This is a genomic window from Denitratisoma sp. agr-D3 (assembly GCF_054658675.1).
The window spans coordinates 38,047-61,150 of the sequence record NZ_BAAGIA010000001.1 but is presented as its reverse complement, the minus strand read 5'-3'; the positions used below and the strand labels follow the sequence as shown (position 1 = coordinate 61,150).

22 protein-coding genes and 1 pseudogene are annotated in these 23,104 nt (G+C 65.5%); 22 read left to right on the top strand and 1 reads right to left on the bottom strand.

Features of this window, described 5'->3' with window-relative positions; all coding sequences use genetic code 11:
* Nucleotide 1: 1 nt before the first annotated feature.
* The 5 genes and pseudogenes from ACYQ2U_RS00290 (at nt 2) to ACYQ2U_RS00270 (ending at nt 4,788) form a co-directional block, all read left to right on the top strand.
* The gene (locus ACYQ2U_RS00290) at nt 2-391 is read left to right on the top strand and encodes a HigA family addiction module antitoxin (RefSeq protein ID WP_459948336.1); all 390 of its coding nucleotides are present in this window, start codon (nt 2-4) and stop codon (nt 389-391) included.
* A gap of 80 nt (nt 392-471) precedes the next feature.
* Nucleotides 472-1,266, top strand: a complete 795-nt coding sequence (locus ACYQ2U_RS00285; RefSeq protein ID WP_459948335.1) for a hypothetical protein — start codon at nt 472-474, stop codon at nt 1,264-1,266.
* Nucleotides 1,267-1,453: 187 nt separating this feature from the next.
* Nucleotides 1,454-1,663 (top strand): annotated as a pseudogene (locus ACYQ2U_RS00280) (VF530 family protein); the annotation flags it as partial.
* Between the two features lie 89 nt (nt 1,664-1,752).
* The gene (locus ACYQ2U_RS00275) at nt 1,753-3,408 is read left to right on the top strand and encodes an ABC-F family ATP-binding cassette domain-containing protein (RefSeq protein WP_459948334.1); all 1,656 of its coding nucleotides are present in this window, start codon (nt 1,753-1,755) and stop codon (nt 3,406-3,408) included.
* 231 nt (nt 3,409-3,639) lie between these two features.
* Nucleotides 3,640-4,788 carry a YaaC family protein gene (locus ACYQ2U_RS00270; RefSeq protein ID WP_459948333.1) on the top strand — a complete coding sequence of 383 codons (1,149 nt, stop codon included), beginning with the start codon at nt 3,640-3,642 and terminating at the stop codon, nt 4,786-4,788.
* Nucleotides 4,789-4,974: 186 nt separating this feature from the next.
* On the opposite strand, the gene ACYQ2U_RS00265 is transcribed toward ACYQ2U_RS00270, so the two are convergent.
* Nucleotides 4,975-6,249, bottom strand: coding sequence for an Hsp70 family protein (locus ACYQ2U_RS00265; protein ID WP_459948332.1), 1,275 nt, complete (start codon nt 6,247-6,249; stop codon nt 4,975-4,977).
* Between the two features lie 286 nt (nt 6,250-6,535).
* On the opposite strand from ACYQ2U_RS00265, the gene ACYQ2U_RS00260 reads away from it, so the two are divergent.
* From ACYQ2U_RS00260 to ACYQ2U_RS00180, 17 genes are all read left to right on the top strand, one after another.
* Nucleotides 6,536-7,180 carry a HyaD/HybD family hydrogenase maturation endopeptidase gene (locus ACYQ2U_RS00260; RefSeq protein WP_459948331.1) on the top strand — a complete coding sequence of 215 codons (645 nt, stop codon included), beginning with the start codon at nt 6,536-6,538 and terminating at the stop codon, nt 7,178-7,180.
* Entirely contained in the window at nt 7,180-7,488 is a 309-nt protein-coding gene (locus ACYQ2U_RS00255; protein WP_459948330.1) for a HypC/HybG/HupF family hydrogenase formation chaperone, read from the top strand. The genes ACYQ2U_RS00260 and ACYQ2U_RS00255 overlap by 1 nt, the downstream gene beginning before the upstream one ends.
* Entirely contained in the window at nt 7,488-7,955 is a 468-nt protein-coding gene (locus ACYQ2U_RS00250) for a thioredoxin domain-containing protein (protein ID WP_459948329.1), read from the top strand. The genes ACYQ2U_RS00255 and ACYQ2U_RS00250 overlap by 1 nt, the downstream gene beginning before the upstream one ends.
* Before the next feature lie 12 nt (nt 7,956-7,967).
* Nucleotides 7,968-8,825, top strand: coding sequence for a hydrogenase expression/formation protein (locus ACYQ2U_RS00245; RefSeq protein ID WP_459948328.1), 858 nt, complete (start codon nt 7,968-7,970; stop codon nt 8,823-8,825).
* Nucleotides 8,822-9,034 carry a rubredoxin gene (locus ACYQ2U_RS00240; RefSeq protein WP_459948327.1) on the top strand — a complete coding sequence of 71 codons (213 nt, stop codon included), beginning with the start codon at nt 8,822-8,824 and terminating at the stop codon, nt 9,032-9,034. Before ACYQ2U_RS00245 ends, ACYQ2U_RS00240 begins: the two co-directional genes overlap by 4 nt.
* Nucleotides 9,027-9,569: a [NiFe]-hydrogenase assembly chaperone HybE gene (gene hybE / locus ACYQ2U_RS00235; protein ID WP_459948326.1), complete on the top strand. Its 543-nt coding sequence runs from the start codon at nt 9,027-9,029 to the stop codon at nt 9,567-9,569. Before ACYQ2U_RS00240 ends, hybE begins: the two co-directional genes overlap by 8 nt.
* A gap of 16 nt (nt 9,570-9,585) precedes the next feature.
* On the top strand, nt 9,586-9,927 hold the full coding sequence (hypA, locus tag ACYQ2U_RS00230) for a hydrogenase maturation nickel metallochaperone HypA (RefSeq protein ID WP_459948325.1): 342 nt from the start codon (nt 9,586-9,588) through the stop codon (nt 9,925-9,927).
* Between the two features lie 150 nt (nt 9,928-10,077).
* Nucleotides 10,078-10,965, top strand: coding sequence for a hydrogenase nickel incorporation protein HypB (hypB, locus tag ACYQ2U_RS00225; protein WP_459948324.1), 888 nt, complete (start codon nt 10,078-10,080; stop codon nt 10,963-10,965).
* 156 nt (nt 10,966-11,121) lie between these two features.
* Nucleotides 11,122-13,485 carry a carbamoyltransferase HypF gene (gene hypF / locus ACYQ2U_RS00220; RefSeq protein ID WP_459948323.1) on the top strand — a complete coding sequence of 788 codons (2,364 nt, stop codon included), beginning with the start codon at nt 11,122-11,124 and terminating at the stop codon, nt 13,483-13,485.
* A 1-nt stretch (nt 13,486) separates the two neighbouring features.
* A complete protein-coding gene (locus ACYQ2U_RS00215) occupies nt 13,487-13,735 on the top strand; it encodes a HypC/HybG/HupF family hydrogenase formation chaperone (RefSeq protein WP_459949222.1) in 249 nt (82 codons plus the stop codon).
* Complete coding sequence (gene hypD / locus ACYQ2U_RS00210; protein WP_459948322.1) at nt 13,732-14,844, top strand: hydrogenase formation protein HypD; 1,113 nt, start codon at nt 13,732-13,734, stop codon at nt 14,842-14,844. The genes ACYQ2U_RS00215 and hypD overlap by 4 nt, the downstream gene beginning before the upstream one ends.
* Entirely contained in the window at nt 14,841-15,368 is a 528-nt protein-coding gene (locus tag ACYQ2U_RS00205) for a GIY-YIG nuclease family protein (protein WP_459948321.1), read from the top strand. Before hypD ends, ACYQ2U_RS00205 begins: the two co-directional genes overlap by 4 nt.
* 14 nt (nt 15,369-15,382) lie before the next feature.
* A complete protein-coding gene (hypE, locus tag ACYQ2U_RS00200; protein WP_459948320.1) occupies nt 15,383-16,429 on the top strand; it encodes a hydrogenase expression/formation protein HypE in 1,047 nt (348 codons plus the stop codon).
* 19 nt (nt 16,430-16,448) lie between these two features.
* Entirely contained in the window at nt 16,449-17,906 is a 1,458-nt protein-coding gene (locus ACYQ2U_RS00195; protein ID WP_459948319.1) for a sigma-54-dependent transcriptional regulator, read from the top strand.
* Between the two features lie 67 nt (nt 17,907-17,973).
* A complete protein-coding gene (locus tag ACYQ2U_RS00190; protein WP_459948318.1) occupies nt 17,974-20,646 on the top strand; it encodes a bifunctional diguanylate cyclase/phosphodiesterase in 2,673 nt (890 codons plus the stop codon).
* A gap of 1 nt (nt 20,647) precedes the next feature.
* Nucleotides 20,648-21,640, top strand: a complete 993-nt coding sequence (locus ACYQ2U_RS00185) for an NADH-quinone oxidoreductase subunit B family protein (RefSeq protein ID WP_459948317.1) — start codon at nt 20,648-20,650, stop codon at nt 21,638-21,640.
* Nucleotides 21,637-23,088: a nickel-dependent hydrogenase large subunit gene (locus tag ACYQ2U_RS00180; protein ID WP_459948316.1), complete on the top strand. Its 1,452-nt coding sequence runs from the start codon at nt 21,637-21,639 to the stop codon at nt 23,086-23,088. Before ACYQ2U_RS00185 ends, ACYQ2U_RS00180 begins: the two co-directional genes overlap by 4 nt.
* Nucleotides 23,089-23,104 lie beyond the last annotated feature (16 nt).

Here is a 23,104-nt window from a genome sequence, read left to right as displayed (position 1 = left end):
CATGACCCACACGCACAACGCAACGGGCGCGGCGCAGGAAGGCAACAAGGCCACCGGCCGCCCCGCCCCCCGGCCCGCAGCGCCGCGCAGTCCCCTCGCCGGACGCCACACCCCGCCCCATCCCGGCGCCTTCCTCGACACCCGTTTCCTCAAGCCCCTCGGTATTTCCCAGGAAGCCCTGGCCGAGGGCCTGGGCATTTCCCGCCGTCGGGTCAACGAACTGGTGCGCGGCCGCCGCGCCATCAGCCCCGACACCGCCATCCGCCTCGGCCGCTATTTCGGCACCGGGCCGGAATTCTGGCTGAGCCTGCAACAGGCCTGGGACAACTACCTGGCCTGGCGCGCCTGGCGCGCCACCCCGCTGCGGGTGCTGCCGCCGGCGGCGGAGTAAGCCCGCTTAGGCACCCCTAGCCCCCAACCGCCGCCCAGGCAGAAATCGGGCGCGCCCCGGGCTTTCTATAGAATTCGCCCATGGAATCCCGTCACGTCCGGGCGAACCGGTCAACGGGCTTCGCCCTCCTTGCCTCCCTGATCCTGCACGCCCTGGTGCTTTGGCTCGGCCCGAGCGAGCCGCCCTACGCCAAAGGCTCGTCGTCCCCCGCCCGGGTCAGCCGCCTCGACGCCACCCTGGCCTCCCCCGCCGCCAAGCCGAGCAAGCCGCAAGCGCAAGCGCGCAAAACGCCGACGCCCCGCGCCCGCGCCAAGGTGCTCACCGCCCCCGGCCCGGGGCCCCGCACCTGGTCCCTGCGGGAGAAGGACGAGATGGACCGCTTCCTCAAGGAACTGAAGCCAACCCCCGCCGCCAGCGGCAAGGAACTGGCCCAGCGCGGCCTGGCCATGGCCCGCGACCTGGGCCGCCAGGGCAGCGACGACGCGGGCGGCGAAGCCCCTGGCGTCAGCACCGGCGGCAAGGGCGTGGACGGCCTCAGCCTGGAACTGTATTTCGACGCCTTCGTGCGCAAGCTCAACCGCAGCGCCGCCTTCGTCAAACGGGAAAACCGCGGCAATGGCCGGCGCAAGGCCCTGGTGCAGATCATCCTCAACGCCGACGGCAGCCTGCAAAGCTACAAGGTGCTGCGGGCGGCGGACCAGGAACTGGAAATCGCCTACATCCGCAGCGTGGTGGAACGGGCCGCCCCCTTCGCCGCCTTCCCGCCGGACATCAAGAACGCCACCAAGTCCCTCACCGTCAACATGTGCATCACCCCCCAAGGCAGCGGCGATGGCTTCGTCCGCATGGGCGGCAGCGAGGCCTGCCGGGATTGACCCCCTGAAAACCTGGGGAAGGCAGATCAAATCACCACCGTTCGGGCTGAGCCTGTCGAAGCCCAGTATCCATGCACCACGCCTTTCGACAGGCCTGTCCTGAGCCGGACAAAGGGCTCAACGCGAACGAACTTATTCAGATATTCCCTAGACCCAATGAACCCGCCTACCTCCCAGCCCCCGCCCCCAAGCCAACAATCCCCTCCACGGCAAAACCCTCGAAGCCATCCTCAAGGAACTGCTGTCCTACTACGGCTGGGACGGCCTCGCCCGCCAGATCGACATCCGCTGCTTCACTCACGACCCCAGCCTGACCTCCAGCCTCAAATTCCTGCGCCGCACCCCCTGGGCGCGGGAGAAGGTCGAAGCCCTCTATCTCCGGCTGCTGGAGCACTAAGCGCCGCGAAGAGGTGAGACCACTGAAATATCCCTAGGGCAGCGGCGCTGCGCTGGCTATCATGCGCATCCTTCAAAGAAGTCGCTGCCATGATCATCCTGAAAAACATCACCTTGCGCCGAGGCGCCAAGGTGGTCCTCGACAACACCTCCGTCACCATTGCCCCCGGCGAGAAAGTCGGCCTGGTGGGCCGCAACGGCGCGGGCAAGTCCTCCCTGTTTGGCCTGCTCAACGGCACCCACCATGAAGACGGCGGCGACTATTCCATTCCCAAACAGTGGCGCATGGCCCAGGTGGCCCAGGACATGCCCGAGACCGAGCAAAGCGCCACCGCCTTCGTCATCGAGGGCGACACCGTGCTGCTGGCCGCCCAGGCCGAAGTGGACGCCGCCGAAGCCAGCGACGACGGCATGCGCATGGCCCACGCCTACATGGAACTCAACGACGCCGGCGCCCACGACGCCGAAGCCCGTGCCCAGGCCCTGATCCTCGGCCTTGGCTTCAAAGTCTCCGAGTTGAACAATCCGGTGAACAGCTTTTCCGGCGGCTGGCGTATGCGCCTGCAACTGGCCCGGGCCCTCATGTGCCCCTCCGACATCCTGCTGCTGGACGAACCCACCAACCACTTGGACCTGGACGCCCTGGTCTGGCTCGAAGCCTGGCTCAAGCGCTACCCCGGCACCCTGATCATGATCAGCCACGACCGGGAATTCCTCGACGCCATCACCCAGGTCACCATCCACATCGACAACGCTCGGCTGGTGCGCTACGGCGGCAACTACAGCACCTTCGAGGATATGCGCGCTGAGCAGATGCTGCTGCAACAGGCCGCCATGGCCAAGCAGCAGGAAAAGATCGCCCACCTGCAAAAGTTCATCGACCGCTTCAAGGCCAAGGCCAGCAAGGCCAAGCAGGCCCAGAGCCGGGTCAAGGCCCTGGAACGTATGGAGAAGATCGCACCCGTCCTGGCCGACGCCGAGTTCAGCTTCGAATTCCAGGAACCCCTCAACCTGCCCAATCCCATGCTGGCCATGTCCAACGCCAGCATCGGCTATCCGCCCCTACCAGATGCGCCGGCAGGCACGCCGCCCACCGTCATCGTGCGCAACATCAACCGCTCGGTGCATGCCGGCCACCGCATCGGCATCCTCGGTGCCAACGGCCAAGGTAAGTCCACCCTGGTCAAAACCATCGCCCGCGCCCTGCAACCCATCAGCGGCGAAGTCACCGAAGGCAAGGGCCTCAACATCGGCTACTTCGCCCAGCAAGAGCTGGACGTGCTGCGCCCGCAAGACACCCCCCTGGAACACATGATCCGCCTTGCCAAGGAAACCATCGCCGCCGGTCGCAGCGGCTACGTGGCCGGGCGGGAGCAGGACCTGCGCAACTACCTGGGCACCTTCAACTTCAGCAACGACATGGTCAAGCAACCCGTGGGCACCATGAGCGGCGGCGAGAAGGCGCGGCTGGTGCTGTGCATGATCGTCTGGCAACGACCCAACCTGCTGTTGCTGGACGAACCCACCAACCACCTGGACCTCTCCACCCGCGAAGCTCTCAGCGTGGCCCTCAACGAATTCGAAGGGACGGTGATGCTGGTCAGCCACGACCGGGCATTGCTGCGGGCGGTGTGTGATGAATTCTGGTTGGTATCCCGGGGCGGCATCGGCCCCTTTGACGGTGACCTAGATGATTATCAGCGGTACTTACTGGAAGAAGCCAAGCGGGCGCGGGAAGCAGCTTGAGAAGGAAAAACGCCAGAGACATGCTCTGGCGTTTTTGTTTGAGGTGGGTGACTGTTATCGATCAGATGCAGCTCTCGATTACTTTTCCCCAAAGTGAGCAATCGGCTGATCTACGGGTATGCTTTCGGCGTTTCCTTGTTCGACCGGTAGCATGACGTAAGCCTGGCCCCTTTAATTCATTTAGCTCGGCATCACAGTTTCACATTCAATCTATCAAAGGTTCGGAAACCCATGGTTCTTCCAGCAGCGCGTGTAGGCGAACGACTTCGAGTCAACGGAAAGTTGATCCCGTTTAGCTTCTGGCCAACAAAGATTGGCGCTAAAGGCAACGCCAGCCTTCAGTCACTTCTCTTTTCGCTTGACCCGTGGGCCATCATCGACCAGACCATTAAGACGTCGTGCCCGGCAGCCGCACGACCGGAGGCTCTCGCGTGCATGAATCAGGCACGCGACTTCTTTGAAGGTGCAATTGATGCCCAGAGAGTGTCGGCGAGACCTTTGACGCTGTATTACTGCTTCATGAATCTTGTGAAGGCCTTCTGCCTAACGAGAGCAACACAACCGACATTTAACAAGGCTCAACATGGCCTATCTGAGATGCTCCGGGCAGGCAACCATGAACTCACTGATGCGTTCCTGCGCGCATTCGTCAGTCCAAATCAACGTGGAGAATTGCAGAACTTTTCTGAATTCATGTCGGCACTTACCGGGAATGCTCTTGTTGGGAATCAGGATTATGATGTGCCGGTCCTTCTGCCCCAGATTCTTCCCGGACACAGACTTTGGTCGTCAGCCGCGAATAAGAAAGAACGCTTCATCGCAGTCCACGATATCCGGCCCTACATCAATAAACACACTCGTGAACTTTGGCTAAATCTCTACTTCATCTCGGATGACCTTTCTCGGATCAGCGTGTCTATTGCAAGGTTCCTCTCTGAGTCGAAACTCGGCCTGTCTTTTGAGCAAGTTGCATGCAATGAAAAAGATAGTTCCGCTAGAGACCTAATCTGCCTTCAACAAGTTGCGCCAATCGTCTGCCCCAACACCAAATATGCGAATTCTCTCCAATCCCTTTTCGACTCGATTCGAAACAACTTATGGGCGACCGTAGCAACCGTACCGCCCTATCGAAGACACTACGTTTACCTCCGCCCCGTAGCAGAGGATGCTCAGACACTGCCTCAGTTGCTGTCCATTTACATATTGTCGTATTACTTGGGATCAATTACGCGATACCGACCACATCACTTTCCCGCAATCAACGACGGGCCCTTCGGACCGAGAATTCAGGACTTCATTTCCGGTCAACCACAGCAGTTTTTGTATCTCCTAGCCTCTGAGTTTGCACACCGCGAGATTGCCAAGCCCTCTATTCTCTGATGGCAATGCCGCTAGTGGTTGATTGCAACCGAGACGGCCTACGATTGCAACTGAATCCGACCCTCAACGTCAGCTTTTGAGTGTTGGGGCAATATGGGTCGCAAGCGGCCCAACACGAAAACGCCAGAGATGACCTCTAACGTTTTTGTTTGAGTGAGTATTCCCTCAGGCCAAGTTGCTCCAAATTCAATGAGTATTTCCTCGTATCCCCGCATGGATCGTCAGCCCCAAGCCCACGCTGCCGAATCGATCTCCCTCCACTACCTGAGCCTGGGGCACCATCCCCTGACAAGCCTCTCGCACCGCCGGAATCGCTGACGTCCCACCGGTCAAAAACAGGGTGGTGATGGTCTTAGCGCTGACGCCGGCCTGCTGCAAACAGTCGCGAATGCTGTCGGCGATTTTCTGGGTGTCGGCGGAGGTGGCCGCTTCAAATTTCTGCCGGGAAAATTCCACGTTCAGGTCTTCATCCACATAGGGCAGGGGCAGGGTGGCGTGGTCGCTGTCCGAGAGGGCGATCTTGGCTTTTTCCACGTCACCGGCCAGGCGGTGGCCGGACTGTTCGCGCACCACCCGTTGCAGGCGGTGCACCAGTTGCGGCTGGGCGGCGCTGTAGTGCATGTCCCGCAGGAAGGTGGCGGCGCTGTTGCCGTTGAGCAGGGCAATGCGGTGCCAGGTGGCTAGGTCGAAATACACCGAGGAAGGCAGTTCGCGCCCCGGGTGGTCCTTGTGGTGGCTCTTGTAGCCCAGGTGGGGCATCACCTGATGCAGGCTCAGTTGTTTGTCGTAGTCGGTGCCGCCGATGTGCACGCCGCTATTAGCCAGCACGTCGGCCTTGCGCTCGGTCTGGCGGTGCCGTTGCGGCGAAACGCGGACGATGGAAATGTCCGAGGTACCACCGCCCAGGTCGGCGATCAGGGCCAGTTCTTCGCGTTGGATGCGGGACTCGTAGTCCAGGGCGGCGGCGATGGGTTCGTACTGGAAGTCCACCTGTTTGAAGCCGCAGTGCCTGGCGATGGCGGCCAGTTGGTCCTGGGCCGCCTGGTCGCGCTGGGCGTCGTTGTCCACGAACCAGACGGGCCGGCCCAGTACTACGGCGTCCACGCTGTGACCGAGGTGGTTTTCCGCCTTGGCTTTGAGCTGGCGCAGGAACAGACCGATGATGTCCTTAAAGGCCATGGCCTTGCCGCCCACGGGGGTGGTTTCGTCGATCAGGCTGCTGCCCAGCACGCTCTTCAGGGCTCGCAGCAGCCGCCCTTCGTAGTGCTGGGTGTAGGCGGCAATGGCCTCCCGGCCGAACTGCACGCATTCCTCTTCCTCGTTGAAAAAGATGGCGCTGGGAATGGTGAGTTGGTCATCTTCCACGGCCACCAGTACCGGCCCCGTGGCGGAGGGGTAGCCCACGGTGGAATTGGAGGTGCCGAAGTCGATGGCGAGGATGGCGTCTGTGGGCTGGGACATTGCGGGGCTGGTGAGGGGCGGTGATGGATCGTTGGGGGCGATGACTGGGCCCTTGCGGGGTCTTCGTCGGGCCCCCAGGCGCGGCGGGGGGCGGATTATAAGCACGGCCCCGACCGGGACAAGGGGTGGAAAGTTGATTTCCACTATAACAGCGACAGTGCATAGCAACCCTGCCCTGGGCCGGCCCCAAGCCCGGCTTAAGTACCTGATTGTTAAAACCTCAAGAACTTTTGCCGGGGTGGCACGGCCCTTGTACTGTTACGCCATCCGTTACAAGGCGTTCTCCATGGAAGATCTGACCCACGACATCCTGATCCTCGGCATCGGCAACCTGCTCTGGGCCGACGAGGGCTTCGGCGTGCGCTGCGCCGAGGTGCTGGCCGCCGAATGGCAACTACCGGACAACGTGCTGGTCATGGACGGCGGCACCCAGGGCCTCTACCTGCTGCCCTACGTGCAGCAGGCCAAGCGCCTGATCGTGTTCGACGCCATCGACTACGGCCTCGAACCCGGCACCATGAAGCGGGTGGAAAACGAGGAAGTGCCCCGTTTCATGGGCGCCAAGAAGATGAGCCTGCACCAGACCGGTTTCCAGGAAGTCATCGCCGCCGCCGAATTCACCGGCCAGTGCCCCGCCGAGATGCTGCTGATCGGCATCCAGCCGGTGGAACTGGAAGACTACGGCGGCAGCCTGCGGCCCCAGATCAAGGCCAAGGTGCCCGAGGCCGTGGCCATTGCCGTGGAGCGCCTGCGCCAGTGGGGCGTGGACATCACCCCCCGCCCGGCGGACGCGCTCCTGCCCGCCAGCGACGACGCCCTGGCCATGGGCCGCTACGAAGCGGGCCGGCCCAGCGCCGAGGAAGCCTGCCGTTTCGGCGACGACCGTTTCCTGCGCATCCGCGAGGATGCCGAACCCGGAGAGAACAGCTGATGTGCCTCGCCATTCCCATGGAAGTGCTGCGGGCCGAGGGCCTGCAAGCCTGGTGCCGCGACCGGGACGGCAGCGAGGTGGTGGTGGACACCCTGCTCACCGGGCCGGTGAACCCCGGCCAGTGGCTGCTGGTGTTCCTCGGCGCCGCCCGGGAGATCGTCAGCGCCGAGGACGCGGCCAAAGTGTCCGGCGCCATCGACGCCCTGGAAGCCGCCCTGGTGGGCGACACGGACCGGATCAACGCGGCCTTTGCCGACCTTATCGACCGGGAGCCCCAGCTCCCCGACTTCCTCAGAAAGGACGCCTGATGGCCCTGCCCTTTAGCGCAACTCCGGACGGCGACCGCCTGCTGGCCCTGTTCCAACGCCATGCCGAGCACCACGGCCACGCGGTGCTGACCGATGCCGCCGGCGCGGATGCCTTCCTCGCCGGCCCCGGCGACCGGGTGCTGCTGCTGGCCGACGACCCGCGCCTGGTGCCGGAAAGCTGGGACGTGGCGGTGATCCTGCCCGATGCGGTCAAACCCGTCGCCGCCAAACTCAGCGTCGGCCTGGCCCTGCCCGCCGTGGCCCGTCCCATCGCCGCCCGCTACGCCATCAACCTCTGGCCGGCCCTGCTCTTCGTCCGCGACGGCCAGTACGTGGGCGCCCTGGAAGGTATGCGCGACTGGGCGGTGTACGCCAAGGAAATTCCCGCCATGCTGGACAAGCCCACCAGCCGCGCGCCGGGCATCGGCATTCCCGTGGCCAGCGCCACTTCCTCCTCCTGCCATTGAGTCGAGACCGTCATGAAACCCTTCCCCATTCCCGTCGTCCCCGTGCTCGGCCCCGGCTCCCAACCGGAAGAAGAGGAACTGCACTACCTCGCCACGCCCGGCGACATGTCGGTGTTCCGCGCCCCCATTCCCCGCCCGCCCGCCTCGCCGGAAGCCCTGGCCGGCGCCCGGGCTCTGTTGGAAAAACTGGTGGCCGACATGGAAGCCAAGGCCTTCGCCGACGCCGACGCCCCCTGCCTGTCCCTGCTGGGCGTGGACGCCCTGGTGGTGGATGAAGTGAACGAACTGCTGGGCCAGGGCGAGGTCAGCGTGCTGGTCAAGGGCGGCCGCACGCTGCGCGTGCAGGAAACCGCCTTTCCTTCCGTCTGGCGCGTCCAGTCCCTGCGGGAGGACGGCAGCCTGGAGCGGGACGACGTGGAAGCCGGCGCCATGCCCAAGGCCGTGCTCGACGCCATCGCCGCCGCGCCGAAGGGCGCCGAGATCAAGGCCGAACCGGCGGGGCTGATGAACGCCCCGGCCCTGGTCAATGAGTTGTTCTCCCAGGCCGCCCAGTACCAGGCCGGCCAGCCCGCCCACGTGATCAACCTGACCCTGCTGCCGGTGACGCCGGAAGACCTGCAATACATGGCCGACTGCCTGGGTTTCGGCACCATCTCCATGCTCTCCCGGGGTTACGGCAACTGCCGCATCACCGCCACGGGCCTGCCCCACACCTGGTGGGTGCAGTACTTCAACAGCATGGACCAGTTGATCCTCAACACCCTGGAAGTGGTGCAGGTGCCCGAAGCCGCCCTGGCCGCCCGGGAGGACTACGAGGACAGCATCGAACGCCTGAAGGAGTGGATCGTCTCCCTCGACGACCTGCTATGAGTTCCTTCGAGCGTACCGCCAACGAGGTCAGCACCGCGCCGGAAAGCCGCTTCGAATGCGGTATCTGCTGGCATGTCTACGACCCGGCCGAGGGCGACCCCCTGAGCCAGACGCCCCCGGGCACGCCCTTCGCCGCCCTGCCGGCCCAGTGGACCTGCCCCGAGTGCGATGCCCCCCGCCACAAATTCATGGTGCTGGCCGATGAGTGACGCCAACCTCGCCGAGGTCGTCAGCGAGCCCCAGGCCCATGCCGCCGGCCAAGCCCTGAGCCAGGCCTTCGGCCGCATCCGCCAGACGCGCATGGCGGGCCTGCCCTTCCTCAACCCCAAGCTCCACGTCGAGGCCGTGGGTTTCCGCCCCTGGCAGCAGCGGGTGCTGGGGGTATTGATCACGCCCTGGGCCATGAACCTGATCGTGCTGCCCGGCAACGACAAGGACTTCCGCGCCCTCGGCGCCGACGTACAGCAGACCTGGGCCTTCCCCTCGGGGGACTACGATTTCATGGGCGGCGAAGAAATGGAATGCGGCCCTTTCCACTTCTGTTCCCTGTTCTCGCCCATGGCCGAGTTCGACGACCAGGCCGGCGCCCGGGCCACCGCCGAGGCCGTGCTGGACGCCCTGTTCGTCGAGGACGAGGCGACCCGCAGCGCCCGCGCCAAGGAACAGCGGGAAGCCGCCCAGCTCAAGGGCGAACAGGCGCCCTTGACGCGCCGGGGCTTCCTCTCCGGTGGCCGCAGCGCCTGAACGGTAAGATATCGCCATGCACGAAATGTCCCTCGCCGAAGGCGTATTGCAATTGATCGAGGACGCGGCCAAGCGCGAGGGCTTCACCCGCGTCACCGGCGTCTGGCTGGAGATCGGCCAACTGGCGGCGGTGGAAACCGAGGCCCTGCGTTTTTGTTTCGACGCCGTCACCCGCAACAGCGTGGCCGAGGGCGCCAAACTGGAAATCGTGGACCTGCCCGGCCAGGGCTGGTGCATGAAGTGTTGCGAGACCGTCGCCATGACCGAGTCCATGGGGGCCTGCCCCAAGTGCGGCAGCCACCAGGTGCAGGTCACCGGGGGGACGGAAATGCGGGTCAAGGAATTGGAAGTGGAATGAGTTTTTCCGAATTTGCCGCAAAACCCCATTCGTACTTCTATACATCAGTACGAACGGCGTTTTGCTACAACGCAGCGTTTCCGTTCGCCCTGATGTATAGAAGGGCGAGGGGAAACGCGGCACCGAAGCGACAGAAATAAGGATTTCCCCATGTGTACAACCTGCGGCTGCGGCCCCGATGAAGTTCATATCGACGGTGAACACCACCATCACGATCATGGCATCGCCTATCGCCCTCGGGGCAAGGGCCACGATCATGGTCACGACCATCCCCACGATCACGGCCATGACCACGCCCACCACAGCCATGCCCCCGGCACCTCCGCCGCCCGCATGGTGCAGATCGAGCAGGACATCCTCTCCAAGAACGACGCCTACGCCAACGGCAACCGCGCCGCGCTGGCGGCAAAAGGCATCTTTGCGCTGAATCTGGTCTCCAGTCCCGGCTCCGGCAAAACCACCCTGCTGTGCAAGACCATCGAACTGCTCAAGGGCCAGCGCACTGTGGCGGTGATCGAAGGCGACCAGCAGACCGACCAGGACGCCGCCCGCATCCGCGCGACAGGCGCGCCAGCGATCCAGATCAACACCGGCAAGGGCTGTCACCTGGACGCCCACATGGTGGGCCACGCCATGGAAAAACTGGATCTGGCCGAGCGCTCGGTACTGATGATCGAGAACGTCGGCAACCTGGTCTGCCCCGCCGCCTTTGACCTGGGCGAGGCCCACAAGGTGGTGATCCTCTCCGTCACCGAGGGCGAGGACAAACCCATCAAGTACCCGGACATGTTCCGCGCCGCCGACCTGATGCTGCTCAACAAGTGCGACCTGCTGCCCTACCTGAATTTCGACGTGGACAAGGCCATCGCCTTCGCCCGCCAGGTGAACCCCGGCCTCAAGGTGATCCGTACTTCCGCCACCAGTGGCGAAGGTATGGAGGAGTGGCTGGGCTGGATTGAGGCCGGTGTGGACAAGGCCAATCAGACGGTGGCCGTGTCTGCCGCCAAACCTGCAGTTAGCTATCGGCAGGTGGGATAGTCATGTCCCCTGCGACAACGCTCAGGAAAAACGTCGACTTCGCTGCTGTCCTTCGACTTCAGCGCTTCGCGCTTACGCTCAGGACGAACGGTGAGTTTTTTTTAGCCCAAAACTTCTCCACCGTTCGTCCTGAGCGTAGCGCAGCGAAGTCGAAGGATGAGTGAACGCACACAGCCCATGATCCAAGCCCGCCACATCCGTGTCAGCGGCCTGGTGCAGGGCGTCGGTTTCCGGCCCTTCGTCTGGCGCCTGGCCAAGGAACTCGACCTCGCCGGCTGGGTGCGCAATGACGCCGCCGGTGTCGAGATCGCCGTGGAAGGCGAAGCCGATCAACTGGACATCCTGTTGCGCCGCCTGGAAGGGGAAGCCCCGGCGCCGGCCCGCATCGACCGGGTGCAGGCCGAGGCCATGCCTTCCGTCGGCAGCCGCGACTTCGTCATCGCCGAAAGCGGTGCGGGGAGCGCATCTCAACCCATGGCCACCGCCATCGGCCACGACACCGGTCTTTGCGCCGACTGCCTACACGAATTGTTCGACCCCGCCGGTCGTCGCTGGCGTCACGCTTTCATCACCTGCACCCACTGCGGCCCGCGCTATACCCTGAGCCGCCGCCTGCCCTACGACCGGGCCAACACCAGCCTGGCGGACTTTCCCCTCTGCCCCGACTGCGCCACGGAATACGGTAATCCCGCCGACCGGCGCTTCCACGCCGAGCCCATCTGCTGTTCCCACTGCGGCCCCCAGTTGCAATACCTCGCCGCCGACGGCGAGGTGCAAGGGGGCGACCCCATCGCCAGCACCTTGGCGGTGCTGCGCGCTGGCGGCATCGTTGCCGTGAAAGGCCTGGGTGGCTTCCATCTGGTCTGCGATGCCCGCAACGCCGTCGCCGTGGCCGAACTGCGCCGACGCAAAAACCGGGAAGAAAAACCCTTCGCCGTGATGGCGGCCAATGTCGCCTCCTTGGCCGCCTACGCTCAATGCAGTGAAGCCGCCGCCGGATATTTGCACTCGCCGGAACGCCCCATCGTTCTGCTGCCCAAAGGTGAACAGGAACTGGTCGGCATCGCCCCCGGCCTGCAATGGTTGGGCGCCATGCTGCCGACCACGCCCATGCAGTGGCTGCTGTTCCATGAAGCCGCCGGTCGGCCCGCCGGCACTGCCTGGCTGGATGAACCCCAGGACCTGCTGCTGGTGATGACCAGCGCCAACCCCGGCGGCGAGCCCCTGGTCATCGACAACACCGAAGCCCTGCAACGCCTGGCGGGCATCGCCGATGGCTACCTGCTCCACGACCGGGCCATCGTCGCCCGGTGTGATGACAGCGTGGTGCGCGCCATGCCTACCGCCGTTCGCCCTGAGCTTGTCGAAGGGCTCAGCACGAAGGGCGCCGAATTTCAGTTCATCCGCCGTGCCCGCGGCTACACCCCCACCCCCATCCCCCTGACCGATGATGGCCCCGCCGTGCTGGCCCTGGGCGCGGGGCTGAAGAACACGGTCTGCTTCACGCGCGGCAAGGAGGCTTTTCTTTCCGCCCACATTGGCGATCTGGACAACGCCGCCACCGTGGCCTTCCTCGAAGAAACCGTGCATCACCTGCGGCACATCCTCCAGGTGACGCCCCAGGCGGTGGCCTGCGATCTGCATCCCGACTTTCCCTCCACCCATCTGGCCCAGGCCCTGGCAGCAGAGTGGCAGGTGCCCCTGGTGCCGGTACAACACCATCACGCCCACATTGCTGCCGTGGTGGCTGAACATGGCGTCAGCGGCCCCGTGCTGGGCCTGGCCCTCGATGGCGTCGGCCTCGGCAGCGACGGCCAAGCCTGGGGCGGCGAACTGTTGCGTCTTGAGGGCAGCGAGTATCAACGTCTCGGCCATCTCGTGCCGCTCCCCCTGCCGGGCGGCGACCGGGCGGCGCGGGAACCCTGGCGCATGGCGGCCGCCGCCTTGCACCGTCTCGGCCGTGCCGACGACATCGCTACCCGCTTTGCCGACCAGCCCCCGGCGGCCCAACTGGCCCAACTCTTGGACAAGGGCCTCAATACGCCGCCCACCTCCAGCCTGGGTCGGGTCTTCGACGCTGCCGCCGCGCTGCTGGGCATCCGTACCGTTGCCAGCTTTGAAGGCCAGGCCGCCATGCTGCTGGAAGGCTGCGCCGCCCGCCACGATGGCACAACCCCACTTTGGTCGGACTGTTGGCGCATCGCGGACAATCAATTGGATTTGCTGCCCTTGCTGGCCCGCCTCGCCGACTGGACCGGCCCGGTGGAAGAGGCTGCCGCCGCCTTCCATCGCACCCTGGCCGCCGCCCTGGCGGCTTGGGTGCGCCAACGGTCTGCCGGGGAAACCACCCTTGCCCTGGGGGGCGGCTGCCTGCTCAACGCCCTGTTGCTTCGCCACCTGCGCGAGGAGCTGCCGACCTCGACCCTGCTCAGCGCCGAGTTGGCGCCGCCCAACGACGGCGGCATCGCCCTGGGCCAGGCCTGGGTCGCCCGAAAAACTTTGATGAAGGATGGACACTGATATGTGCCTCGCCATGCCCGCCCGAGTGGTGGAACTGCTGCCCGACGACAACGCCATTGTGGACCTGGGCGGCGTGCGCAAGGAAATCTCCCTCGCCCTGGTGGAGGACGTCGCCGTGGGGGATTACGTGATCCTTCACGTGGGCTACGCCCTGCAAAAGCTGGATACGGATGAGGCGGAAAAAACCCTGGCCCTGTTCGCCGAGCTGGCCGCCAGCGAATCCCACTTGGGTGAAGGAACGCAGCCATGAAGTACATCGACGAGTTCCGCGACGGCGACGTGGCCGCCGGCCTGGCCAAGGCCATCATTCACAGCACCCGCGCCGACCGGGAGTACCGGCTCATGGAATTTTGCGGCGGCCACACCCACGCCATTTCCCGCTACGGCATTGCCGACCTGCTGCCCAAGAATGTGCGCCTGATCCACGGCCCCGGCTGCCCGGTCTGCGTGCTGCCCATCGGTCGCATCGACCAGGCCATCCGCCTCGCCCGTGACCACGGTGCCATCCTCTGCACCTATGGCGACACCCTGCGGGTACCCGCCTCCGATCATCTTTCCCTGCTCAAGGCCAAGGCCCAGGGCGCTGACATCCGCATGGTCTATTCCACGGCGGACGCCCTGCGCATTGCCCAGGAGCAGCCCGGCAAGGAAGTGGTGTTCCTCGCCATCGGTTTCGAAACCACCACCCCGCCCACGGCGGTGGCGGTGAAGCAGGCCGCCGTGCTGGGGCTGAAAAATTTTTCCATCCTCTGCAACCACGTGCTGACCCCGGCCGCCATGCACGCCATCCTGGCGGTGGAAGGTGGCGTGCAGATCGACGGCTTCGTCGGCCCGGCCCACGTGTCCACGGTCATCGGCAGCCGCCCCTACGAACCCTTTCCCCGCGACTACAAGAAACCCGTGGTGATTGCCGGGTTCGAGCCCCTGGACGTGATGCGCGCCATCCAGATGCTGCTGGTGCAGATCAACGAAGGCCGCAGCGAAGTGGAAAACGAATTCACCCGGGCCGTCACTCCCGAGGGCAACCGCAAGGCCCAGGCCCTGGTCGATGAAGTCTTCATGCTGCGCGACAGCTTCGAATGGCGCGGCCTGGGCACTGTGCCCTTGAGCGCCCTGCGCCTGCGTCCTGAGTTCGATGCCTTCGACGCAGAACAGAAATTCGCCGTGCCCTACGTGGCCGTGCCCGACAACAAAGCCTGCGAATGCCCTGCCATCCTGCGCGGCGAAAAGCGGCCCCAGGACTGCAAGATTTTCGGCACCGTGTGTACCCCCGACAACCCGGTGGGCTCCTGCATGGTCTCCTCCGAAGGCGCCTGCGCCGCCCACTACACCTACGGTCGCTTCCGGGAGGCAGCATGATGGCCTTCTTCGCCTATCTGCTGCGCTGCATGGATGGGTCTTTCTACTGCGGCCACACGGACAATCTGGAACTGCGACTGGCAGAACACCAGACGGGCGCCTGCGGTGGCTATACGGCCAGCCGCTTGCCGGTGGCCTTGGTGTGGTCCCAGGACTTCGCCACCCGGGAAGAGGCCCTGGCCAGCGAGCGGCAAATCAAGGGCTGGAGCCGGGCGAAGAAGGAAGCGCTGATTGCGGGGGATTGGGCGGCGATCAACCGCCTTGGACGGGGAAAGCACAAGCACGAACGGAACCTGAGTACGTTCACTCATCCTTCGACTTCGGAAGCTGCGCTTCCTACGCTCAGGACGAACGGTGGTCCCCTAGTGTCCGATCCGCAAGTCCCAACTGCCTCCTCCGTGCGCCCTGAGTCCTTCGCTGCTTATTCCGTTCGTCTTGAGCGTAGCGAAGCGAAGTCGAAAGATGAACGGAATAAGCCCTCAGGACAGGTTCCGTCTCAAGTGCTGAAGGCGAAGGACGAGTGAATCGAGATACAACCATGACCATCAAACCCAACTACACCCGTCCCCTCGACCTGAAACAAGGCCGCGTAGACCTCTCCCACGGCTCCGGCGGCCGCGCCATGGCACAGTTGATCCAGTCCCTGTTCGCCAAGGAACTGGACAACGAATACCTGGCCCAGGGTGACGACGGCGCGCGACTGCCCGCGGCCACTGGCAAGCTGGTCATGGCCACCGACGGCCATGTGGTGTCGCCCCTGTTCTTTCCCGGCGGCGACATCGGCTGTCTGTCGGTGCACGGCACCCTCAACGACGTGGCCGTCATGGGGGCAACGCCCCTGTATCTCGCCGCCAGCTTTATTCTGGAAGAAGGCTTTCCCCTGGCCGATCTGCAACGCATCGTGCAGTCCATGGCCCAGGCTGCCAAGGAGGCCGGGGTGCCGGTGGTGACGGGGGATACCAAGGTGGTGGAAGCGGGCAAGGCGGATGGCGTGTTCATCACCACCACCGGCGTCGGCGTGTTGCGGGAAGGGGTGGACGTGTCCGGCGCCCATGCCCGGCCCGGCGACGTGGTGCTGGTCTCCGGCCCCATCGGCGATCACGGCATGGCCATCATGTCCCTGCGGGAAAACCTTTCCTTCGACGCCCCCATCGTCTCCGACACCGCCGCGCTCCACGGCCTGATTGCGGCCCTGCTGGATACCGTGCCTTCGGTACGCACCCTGCGCGACGCCACCCGGGGCGGCTTGTCGGCCACCTTGAACGAAATCGCCCAGCAGTCCCAGGTGGGCATCACCATCAACGAAGCCGCTGTGCCGGTGCGCCCCACCGTGGCCGCTGCCTGCGAGCTGCTGGGCCTGGACCCGCTCCACGTGGCCAACGAGGGCAAGCTGGTGGTGGTGTGTCCGGCCGACCAGGCCGACGCCGCCCTGGCCGCCCTCCAGTCCCACCCCTTGGGCCGGGAATCTGCCATCATCGGCACCGTGCTTGCCGACGACCACCGCTTCGTCCAGATGCAAACCCGCTTCGGCGGTCGCCGCATCGTGGACTGGCTGTCGGGCGAACAATTGCCCCGCATCTGCTGACCACATCCCGAGCCGCGCCATGGACACTGCCGTCACCCTGCCCTCCGTCCTCGTCATCGACGACGAGATCCGTTCCCAGGAAGCCCTGCGCCGTACCCTGGACGAGGATTTCATCGTGTTCACCGCCGGTTCCGCCGACGAGGCGCGGCGCATCATGGAGCGGGAGTTCGTCCAGATCCTGCTCTGCGACCAGCGTATGCCCGGTACCTCCGGCGTGGAGTTCCTGCGCGACGTGCGCCAACACTGGCCAGACACGGTGCGCATCATCATCTCCGGCTACACCGACGCCGAGGACATCATCGCCGGCATCAACGAGGCGGGCATCTGGCAATACCTGCTCAAGCCCTGGCAGCCGGAGCAATTGCTGTTGACCCTGAAGGGCGCCGCCGAGTTATGGACCCTGCAACAGGACAACCAGCGCCTGTCCCTGGAATTGCGCGACAGCCCGTCGGCCCTGCGTCAGCGGGTCCAGCACAAGCGCCAGCAGGCCCGCGACCGGGCCGGCTTCGAGCGTCTGGCCCGGGCCGGGGACAGCCCCCTCAACGCCCTCTGCACCTACGCCGAAAAACTGGCCCGCTACGACCTGTCGGTGCTGATCACCGGCGAGTCCGGCACCGGCAAGGAACTGCTGGCGCGGGCCATGCACTACGCCAGCCCCCGCGCCGACAATGCCTTCGTGTTGGAGAACTGCGGCGCCCTGCCAGACCAGTTGTTGGAGTCGGAACTCTTCGGCACCAAGAAGGGGGCCTACACCGGCGCCTTCGAGGACCGCATCGGCCTCTTTCAGCAGGCCGACGGCGGCACGATCTTTCTCGACGAAATCGGCGAGACCTCGCCGGCCTTCCAGGTGAAGTTGCTGCGGGTGTTGCAGGAAGGGGAGATCCGTCCCCTCGGTAGCCCGCGTCCGATCAGCATCGACGTGCGGGTGATCGCCGCCACCAACCGCAACCTGGAAGAAGACGTGCGCCAGGGCCGCTTCCGCGAGGACCTTTTCTACCGTCTTGCCGGTAGCACCCTGCACCTGCCTGCCCTGCGCGAGCGGCCCATGGACATTCCCCTGATCGCCAAGGGGTTGATGGAGCGCAGTGCCGCCCAGTTCGGCAAGACGGTGAAGGGGTTCGACCGGGAAGCCCTGGACTGCATCGTGAACTACCGCTGGCCCGGCAATGTGCGGGAATTGCAGAACGAGGTGCAGCGCATGGTGGCCCTGACGGAAGGCGAGCTGCTGGGTGCCGAACTGCTCAGTCCGCGGGTGGTCCATGCCGCCGCGGAAGAAGCCCAGGCCCGGGATCTGTCCCTGCTGGCGGGCCTCGACGGCAGCCTCAAGGAACGCATGGACCAGTTGGAGGCGCGGGTGGTGAAGGAGGTGCTGGTGCGCCAGCGCTGGAACAAGACCCGGGCCGCCGAGGAGCTGGGGCTGTCCCGGGTCGGCTTGCGTTCCAAACTGGCCCGCTACGGCCTTGAAAGCAAAGAATGATGAAGGGATGAAGGGATCGGCTACCATATGCCTTCCTGCATAGCCGTAATAGCCCCTCCCTCTGTCCATGGTATTAGCCCCCCTGCTGGTCAGGCACAAGCTGCTGGCCACCTTTCTGATTGCCTTGATCGCCCTGACCACCCTGGTGGGACTCCTTGCCCGGGAGGTGTTGCGCGGTAAGGAAACCCTGCTCGAAACCGTGCGCGAGGAAAACATCAACCGGGCACGGGGCCTGGGCCGGGAGGTGTCGCGGGAGTTCGAGAAGATCGACGTGCTGCTGCGCTCGACGGCGGCGGACCTGGACGAGGTCATGGCGCGGCAGGGGGATCCGGCGGTGCGGGAACGGGTCAATCGCAAACTGGCTGAACTGCTGGCTTCGATTCCCGAGGCCCAGAGCTTCCGCGTCGTGGACGCCGAGGGTCGTTTCGTCTTCGATGCCAGCGGCAAGCTGTCCTCCGCCACCATCGCCGACCGCCCCTATTTCCGCGAGCAACAGGAAAAACGCGACGGACTGGTGATCTCCGAGCCCATCTTCGCCCGCATCACCAACAACTGGGTGATGACCCTGAGCCGGCCCATCGTCGCCACCGACGGCCGCTTCCTCGGCCTGGTCCAGGTGGCGCTCAACACCGACTACTTCAACACCCTGTTGAAAAGCAACCAGAACAGCAAGAACGACGTGGTGGCGATTTTTGGCGGGCCGAACCACACCCTGGTGGCACGCCAGCCGGAACTGCCCCGCTTCATCGGCAGCCCCCATCCCGAAGGCCCCCTCCACGACCGCCTGCACTCCGGGGAAACCGAGGCCGCGTTCGAGGCCCCCTCGGCCCTGGACCAGGTACAGCGTTCCATTTCCTTCCACAAGTTGCACGAACAGCGGCTGGTCTTCATCTACGCCCGCACCTTGGACGAGGTGCTGGCCCCTTGGTACGAGAAGGTCCGCCTCTACAGCCTGGGGGTCGGCCTGCTGTTCCTTGCCCTGCTGGCGATTTTCGTTTCCTGGCGGCGCGGCTACCTGTTGGCCCTGCACCGGGCCCAGGCCATGCAGGAACATGCCTTCCTCGAAGCGACGCGGCTGCGCACCCTGATCGACAGCCTGCCGGACCTGATCTGGATCAAGGGGCCGGACCTGCGCTTCCAGGCAGCCAACCTGGCCTTCATCCAGGCCATCGGTCGCGGCCAGCAGGATGTGATCGGCGCCAACGCCGAGAGCCTGTTCCCCCCCGACCTGGCGGCGGAGGTGACGGCCCAGGACCGCCAGGTGCTGAGCCGCAAACAGACCCTGCGCCAGGAACACGCGGTAATGGACCCCAATGGCCGGGAACGGGTGATCGACATGATCCGCGTCCCCATCCTCGGCCAGGGCGGCGCGGCCATCGGCGTGGCCGGCATCGGCCGCGACATCACCGAGCGCAAGGACAGCGAAGCCATCATCCGCCACATGGCGGAGCACGATCCCCTTACCGACCTGCCCAACCGGCTGCTGCTGTCCAAGTACGTGGCGGAGATGATGGCGCAGAACCAGGGCGACACGCCGACGGTGCACATGGCCGTGTTGTTCGTGGACCTGGACGACTTCAAGCGCATCAACGACAGCCTGGGCCACGACGTGGGTGACCACCTGTTGCAGCAGGTGGGCATCCGCCTGCAACAGGCGGTTTTCGAAACCGACATCGTCAGCCGCCACGGCGGCGACGAATTCACCGTGCTGCTGCTCAACAGCGCCAGCGCGGTGAAAACGGCCCAGGTGGCGGAGCGGGTGCTGGCCTCCCTGGCGGCCCCCTTTCTGGTGGACGGCCACGAACTGTCCATGACCGCCAGCGTCGGCGTTGCCCTCTATCCCGAGGACGGCGACGACCTGGCCTCCCTGCTGCGCAACGCCGATACCGCCATGTATTCGGCCAAGGCGGCGGGCCGCAACGCCTACCGTTTCTTCACGGCGGAAATGAACACCTGCATCGCCGAACGCCTGTCCCTGGAAAACAGCTTGCGCAAGGCCCTGGAACGGGACGAGCTGAGCCTGCACTTCCAGCCCCAGGTGGAAATGGACAGCGGCACCCCCGTCGGCTTCGAGGCCCTGGTGCGCTGGCAGCACCCGGAGCGGGGAGCCATTTCCCCGGCCCAGTTCATTCCCGTGGCCGAGGAATCCCGCCTGATCCTGCCCATCGGCGAATGGATCATGCGCGAGGCCTGTCGCGCCGCCAAGGCCTTCCAGGTGGCCTACGGCCGGCCCATGAACATGGCGGTGAATATTTCCGCCGTGCAGTTCCGCCAGGAATCCCTGGTGGGCCTAGTGGCCGAGTGCCTGCGGGAATTCGACCTGGACCCGGCCAATCTGGAACTGGAGCTGACCGAAAGCATCCTGATCCAGGACTTCCACCACGCCCAGGCCATGATGGGCCGGCTCAAGGCCATGGGCGTGCGCCTCGCCATTGACGACTTCGGCACCGGCTATTCCAGCCTGTCCTACCTGCGCAGTCTGCCCTTCGACACCCTGAAGATCGACAAGCGCTTCGTGGACAACCTGGAGCACAACGACGACGACCGGGTCATCGCCGAGACCATCATCGCCATGGGCAACAAGATGAAAATGAGCGTGCTGGCGGAAGGGGTCGAAACCCCGGCCCAGCAGGACATCCTCCATCGCCACCGCTGCGAGTTGGCCCAGGGCTACCTGTTCGCCCGCCCCATGCCCCAGGACCAGGCCCTGGCATGGCTCAAGGCGCGCGAGGCAAGCTGACATGAAGCTGCTCTGGCTCCAGTCCGGCGGCTGCGGTGGCTGCACCCTGTCCTGGCTCGGCAGCGAGGGCGCGCCCCTGTTCGCCACCCTGGCCGACGAGGGCATCGACATCCTTTGGCATCCCAGTCTGTCGGAAGCCTCCGCCGGCGAGGCCCAGGAGTTGCTGCGGCGCTGCGTCACCGGCCTGGAACCGGTAGATATCCTCTGCATCGAGGGCTCCCTGCTGCGCGGCCCCAACGGCACGGGCCGCTTCCACCTGCTGGCCGGCACCGGCATTCCCACCGTGGACTGGGTGCGGCAACTTGCCCAGCGCGCCCGTCACGTGGTGGCGGTGGGCACCTGCGCGGCCTTCGGCGGCGTCACCGCCGCCGGCAGCAATCCCACCGACGCTTGCGGCCTGCAATACGAAGGGGAAACCAAGGGTGGCCTGCTCGGCGCCGACTTCCGCGACGGCAGCGGCCTGCCGGTGATCAACATCGCCGGCTGCCCGACCCATCCCGACTGGGTGACGGAAACCCTGATCGCCCTCAACCGGGGCGAGCTCAAGCAAGAACACCTGGACGCCCTGGGCCGACCGCGCTTCTACGCCGATCATCTGGTGCACCAGGGCTGCGCCCGCAACGAGTACTACGAGTTCAAGGCCAGCGCCGAGCACCCTGCCGAACAGGGCTGCATGATGGAACACCTGGGCTGCAAGGGCACCCAGGCCCACGCCGACTGCAACCTGCGGCCCTGGAACGGCGGCGGCTCCTGCCTCAGCGGCGGCTATCCCTGCATACGCTGCACCGAGCCGGGCTTCGAGGAACCGGGCCATCCCTTCGCCCTCACCCCCAAGGTGGCGGGCATTCCCATCGGTCTGCCGGCGGACATGCCCAAGGCCTGGTTCGTCGCCCTGGCCGCCCTGTCCAAGTCGGCCACACCGGAACGGGTGCGGGAAAACGCCCGGGCCGACCACGTGGTGCGGGCGCCCACGGTCAAGGGACGCAAACCATGAGCCGCCGCATCGTCCTCGGCCCCTTCAACCGCGTCGAAGGCGACCTGGAGGTCAGCCTCGATATCGCCGACGGCATGGTCCGCGCCGCCCAGGTGAACTCGCCCCTCTACCGGGGTTTCGAACAGATCCTCCAGGGCAAGGCGCCGATGGACGCCCTGGCCCTGGTGCCGCGCATCTGCGGCATCTGCTCGGTGGCCCAGTCTGCCGCCGCCGCCCAGGCCCTGGCCGCCGCCATGGACATCGTGCCGCCGAAGAACGGTCGCCTGGCCGCCGACCTGACCCTGGGCGCGGAAAACCTGGCCGACCACCTGACCCATTTCTACCTGTTCTTCATGCCCGACTTCGCCCGCGCCGCCTACCGCGACCGGCCCTGGTTCGCCGCCACCGAGGCGCGCTTCAAGGCCCAGGTCGGCAGCGCCGGACAGGAAGTGCTGGCGGCCCGCAGCGCCTTCATGCGCGCCCTGGGCCTGCTGGCGGGCAAGTGGCCCCATACCCTGTCGCTGCAACCGGGCGGTTCCTCCAGTCCCCTGCAAGCTTCCGAAAAAACCCGCCTCTACCGCCACCTGCGGGACTTCCGCCGCTTTTGCGAAACGGTGCTGTTTGGCGACCGCCTCGAGGCCATCGCCGAGTTGGCCGACGAGGCGGATCTCGCCCGCTGGCTGGCGCAACATCGCGACCGTAGCGATTTCGCCCGTTTCCTCGCCCTCGCCGACGACCTGCAACTCCACACCCTGGGCCGCGCCACCGACGTTTTTCTCAGCGTCGGCGCCTATGCCAACGACGGCAATCCCTGGCTGGCGCGGGGCGTCTGGGATGCCCAGGGCCTGTCCCCCCTCGATCCGGACCAGATCAGCGAGGACCTGAGCCACGCCTGGTACGCCGAGGCGGAAGAAGCCCAGTCCCCGGCCAAGGGCAGCACCCTGCCCCAGGCCGACAAGGCCGACGCCTACTCCTGGTGCAAGGCGCCGCGCCTGGCCGGCCGGGTGGTGGAAACCGGCGCCCTGGCCCGGCAGCTGGTGGCGGGCCATCCCCTGGCGCGGGACCTGGTGGCGCGCCACGGCGGCAACGTCAAGAACCGGGTGGTGGCGCGGCTGCTGGAAATCGCCCGGGTGCTGATCGCCATGGAAGGCTGGGCCCAGGCCCTACAACCGGGCGAACCCTATTGCTTCTTCGGCGAACTGCCCGACGAGGCCGACAGCGTCGGCCTGGTGGAAGCGGCCCGGGGCAGCCTGGGCCACTGGCTATCCATCCGCCGCGGCCGCATCCACAACTACCAGATCATCGCCCCCACCACCTGGAACTTCTCCCCCCGCGACAGCGCCGGCACCCCCGGCGCCCTGGAGCAGGCCCTGGCGGGCACGCCGGTGGGCGACGGCGACGACACCCTGCCCAGCGTGCAGCACATTGTGCGATCCTTCGATCCCTGCATGGTGTGCACGGTGCATTGACCGGCGGCAAAGGAAG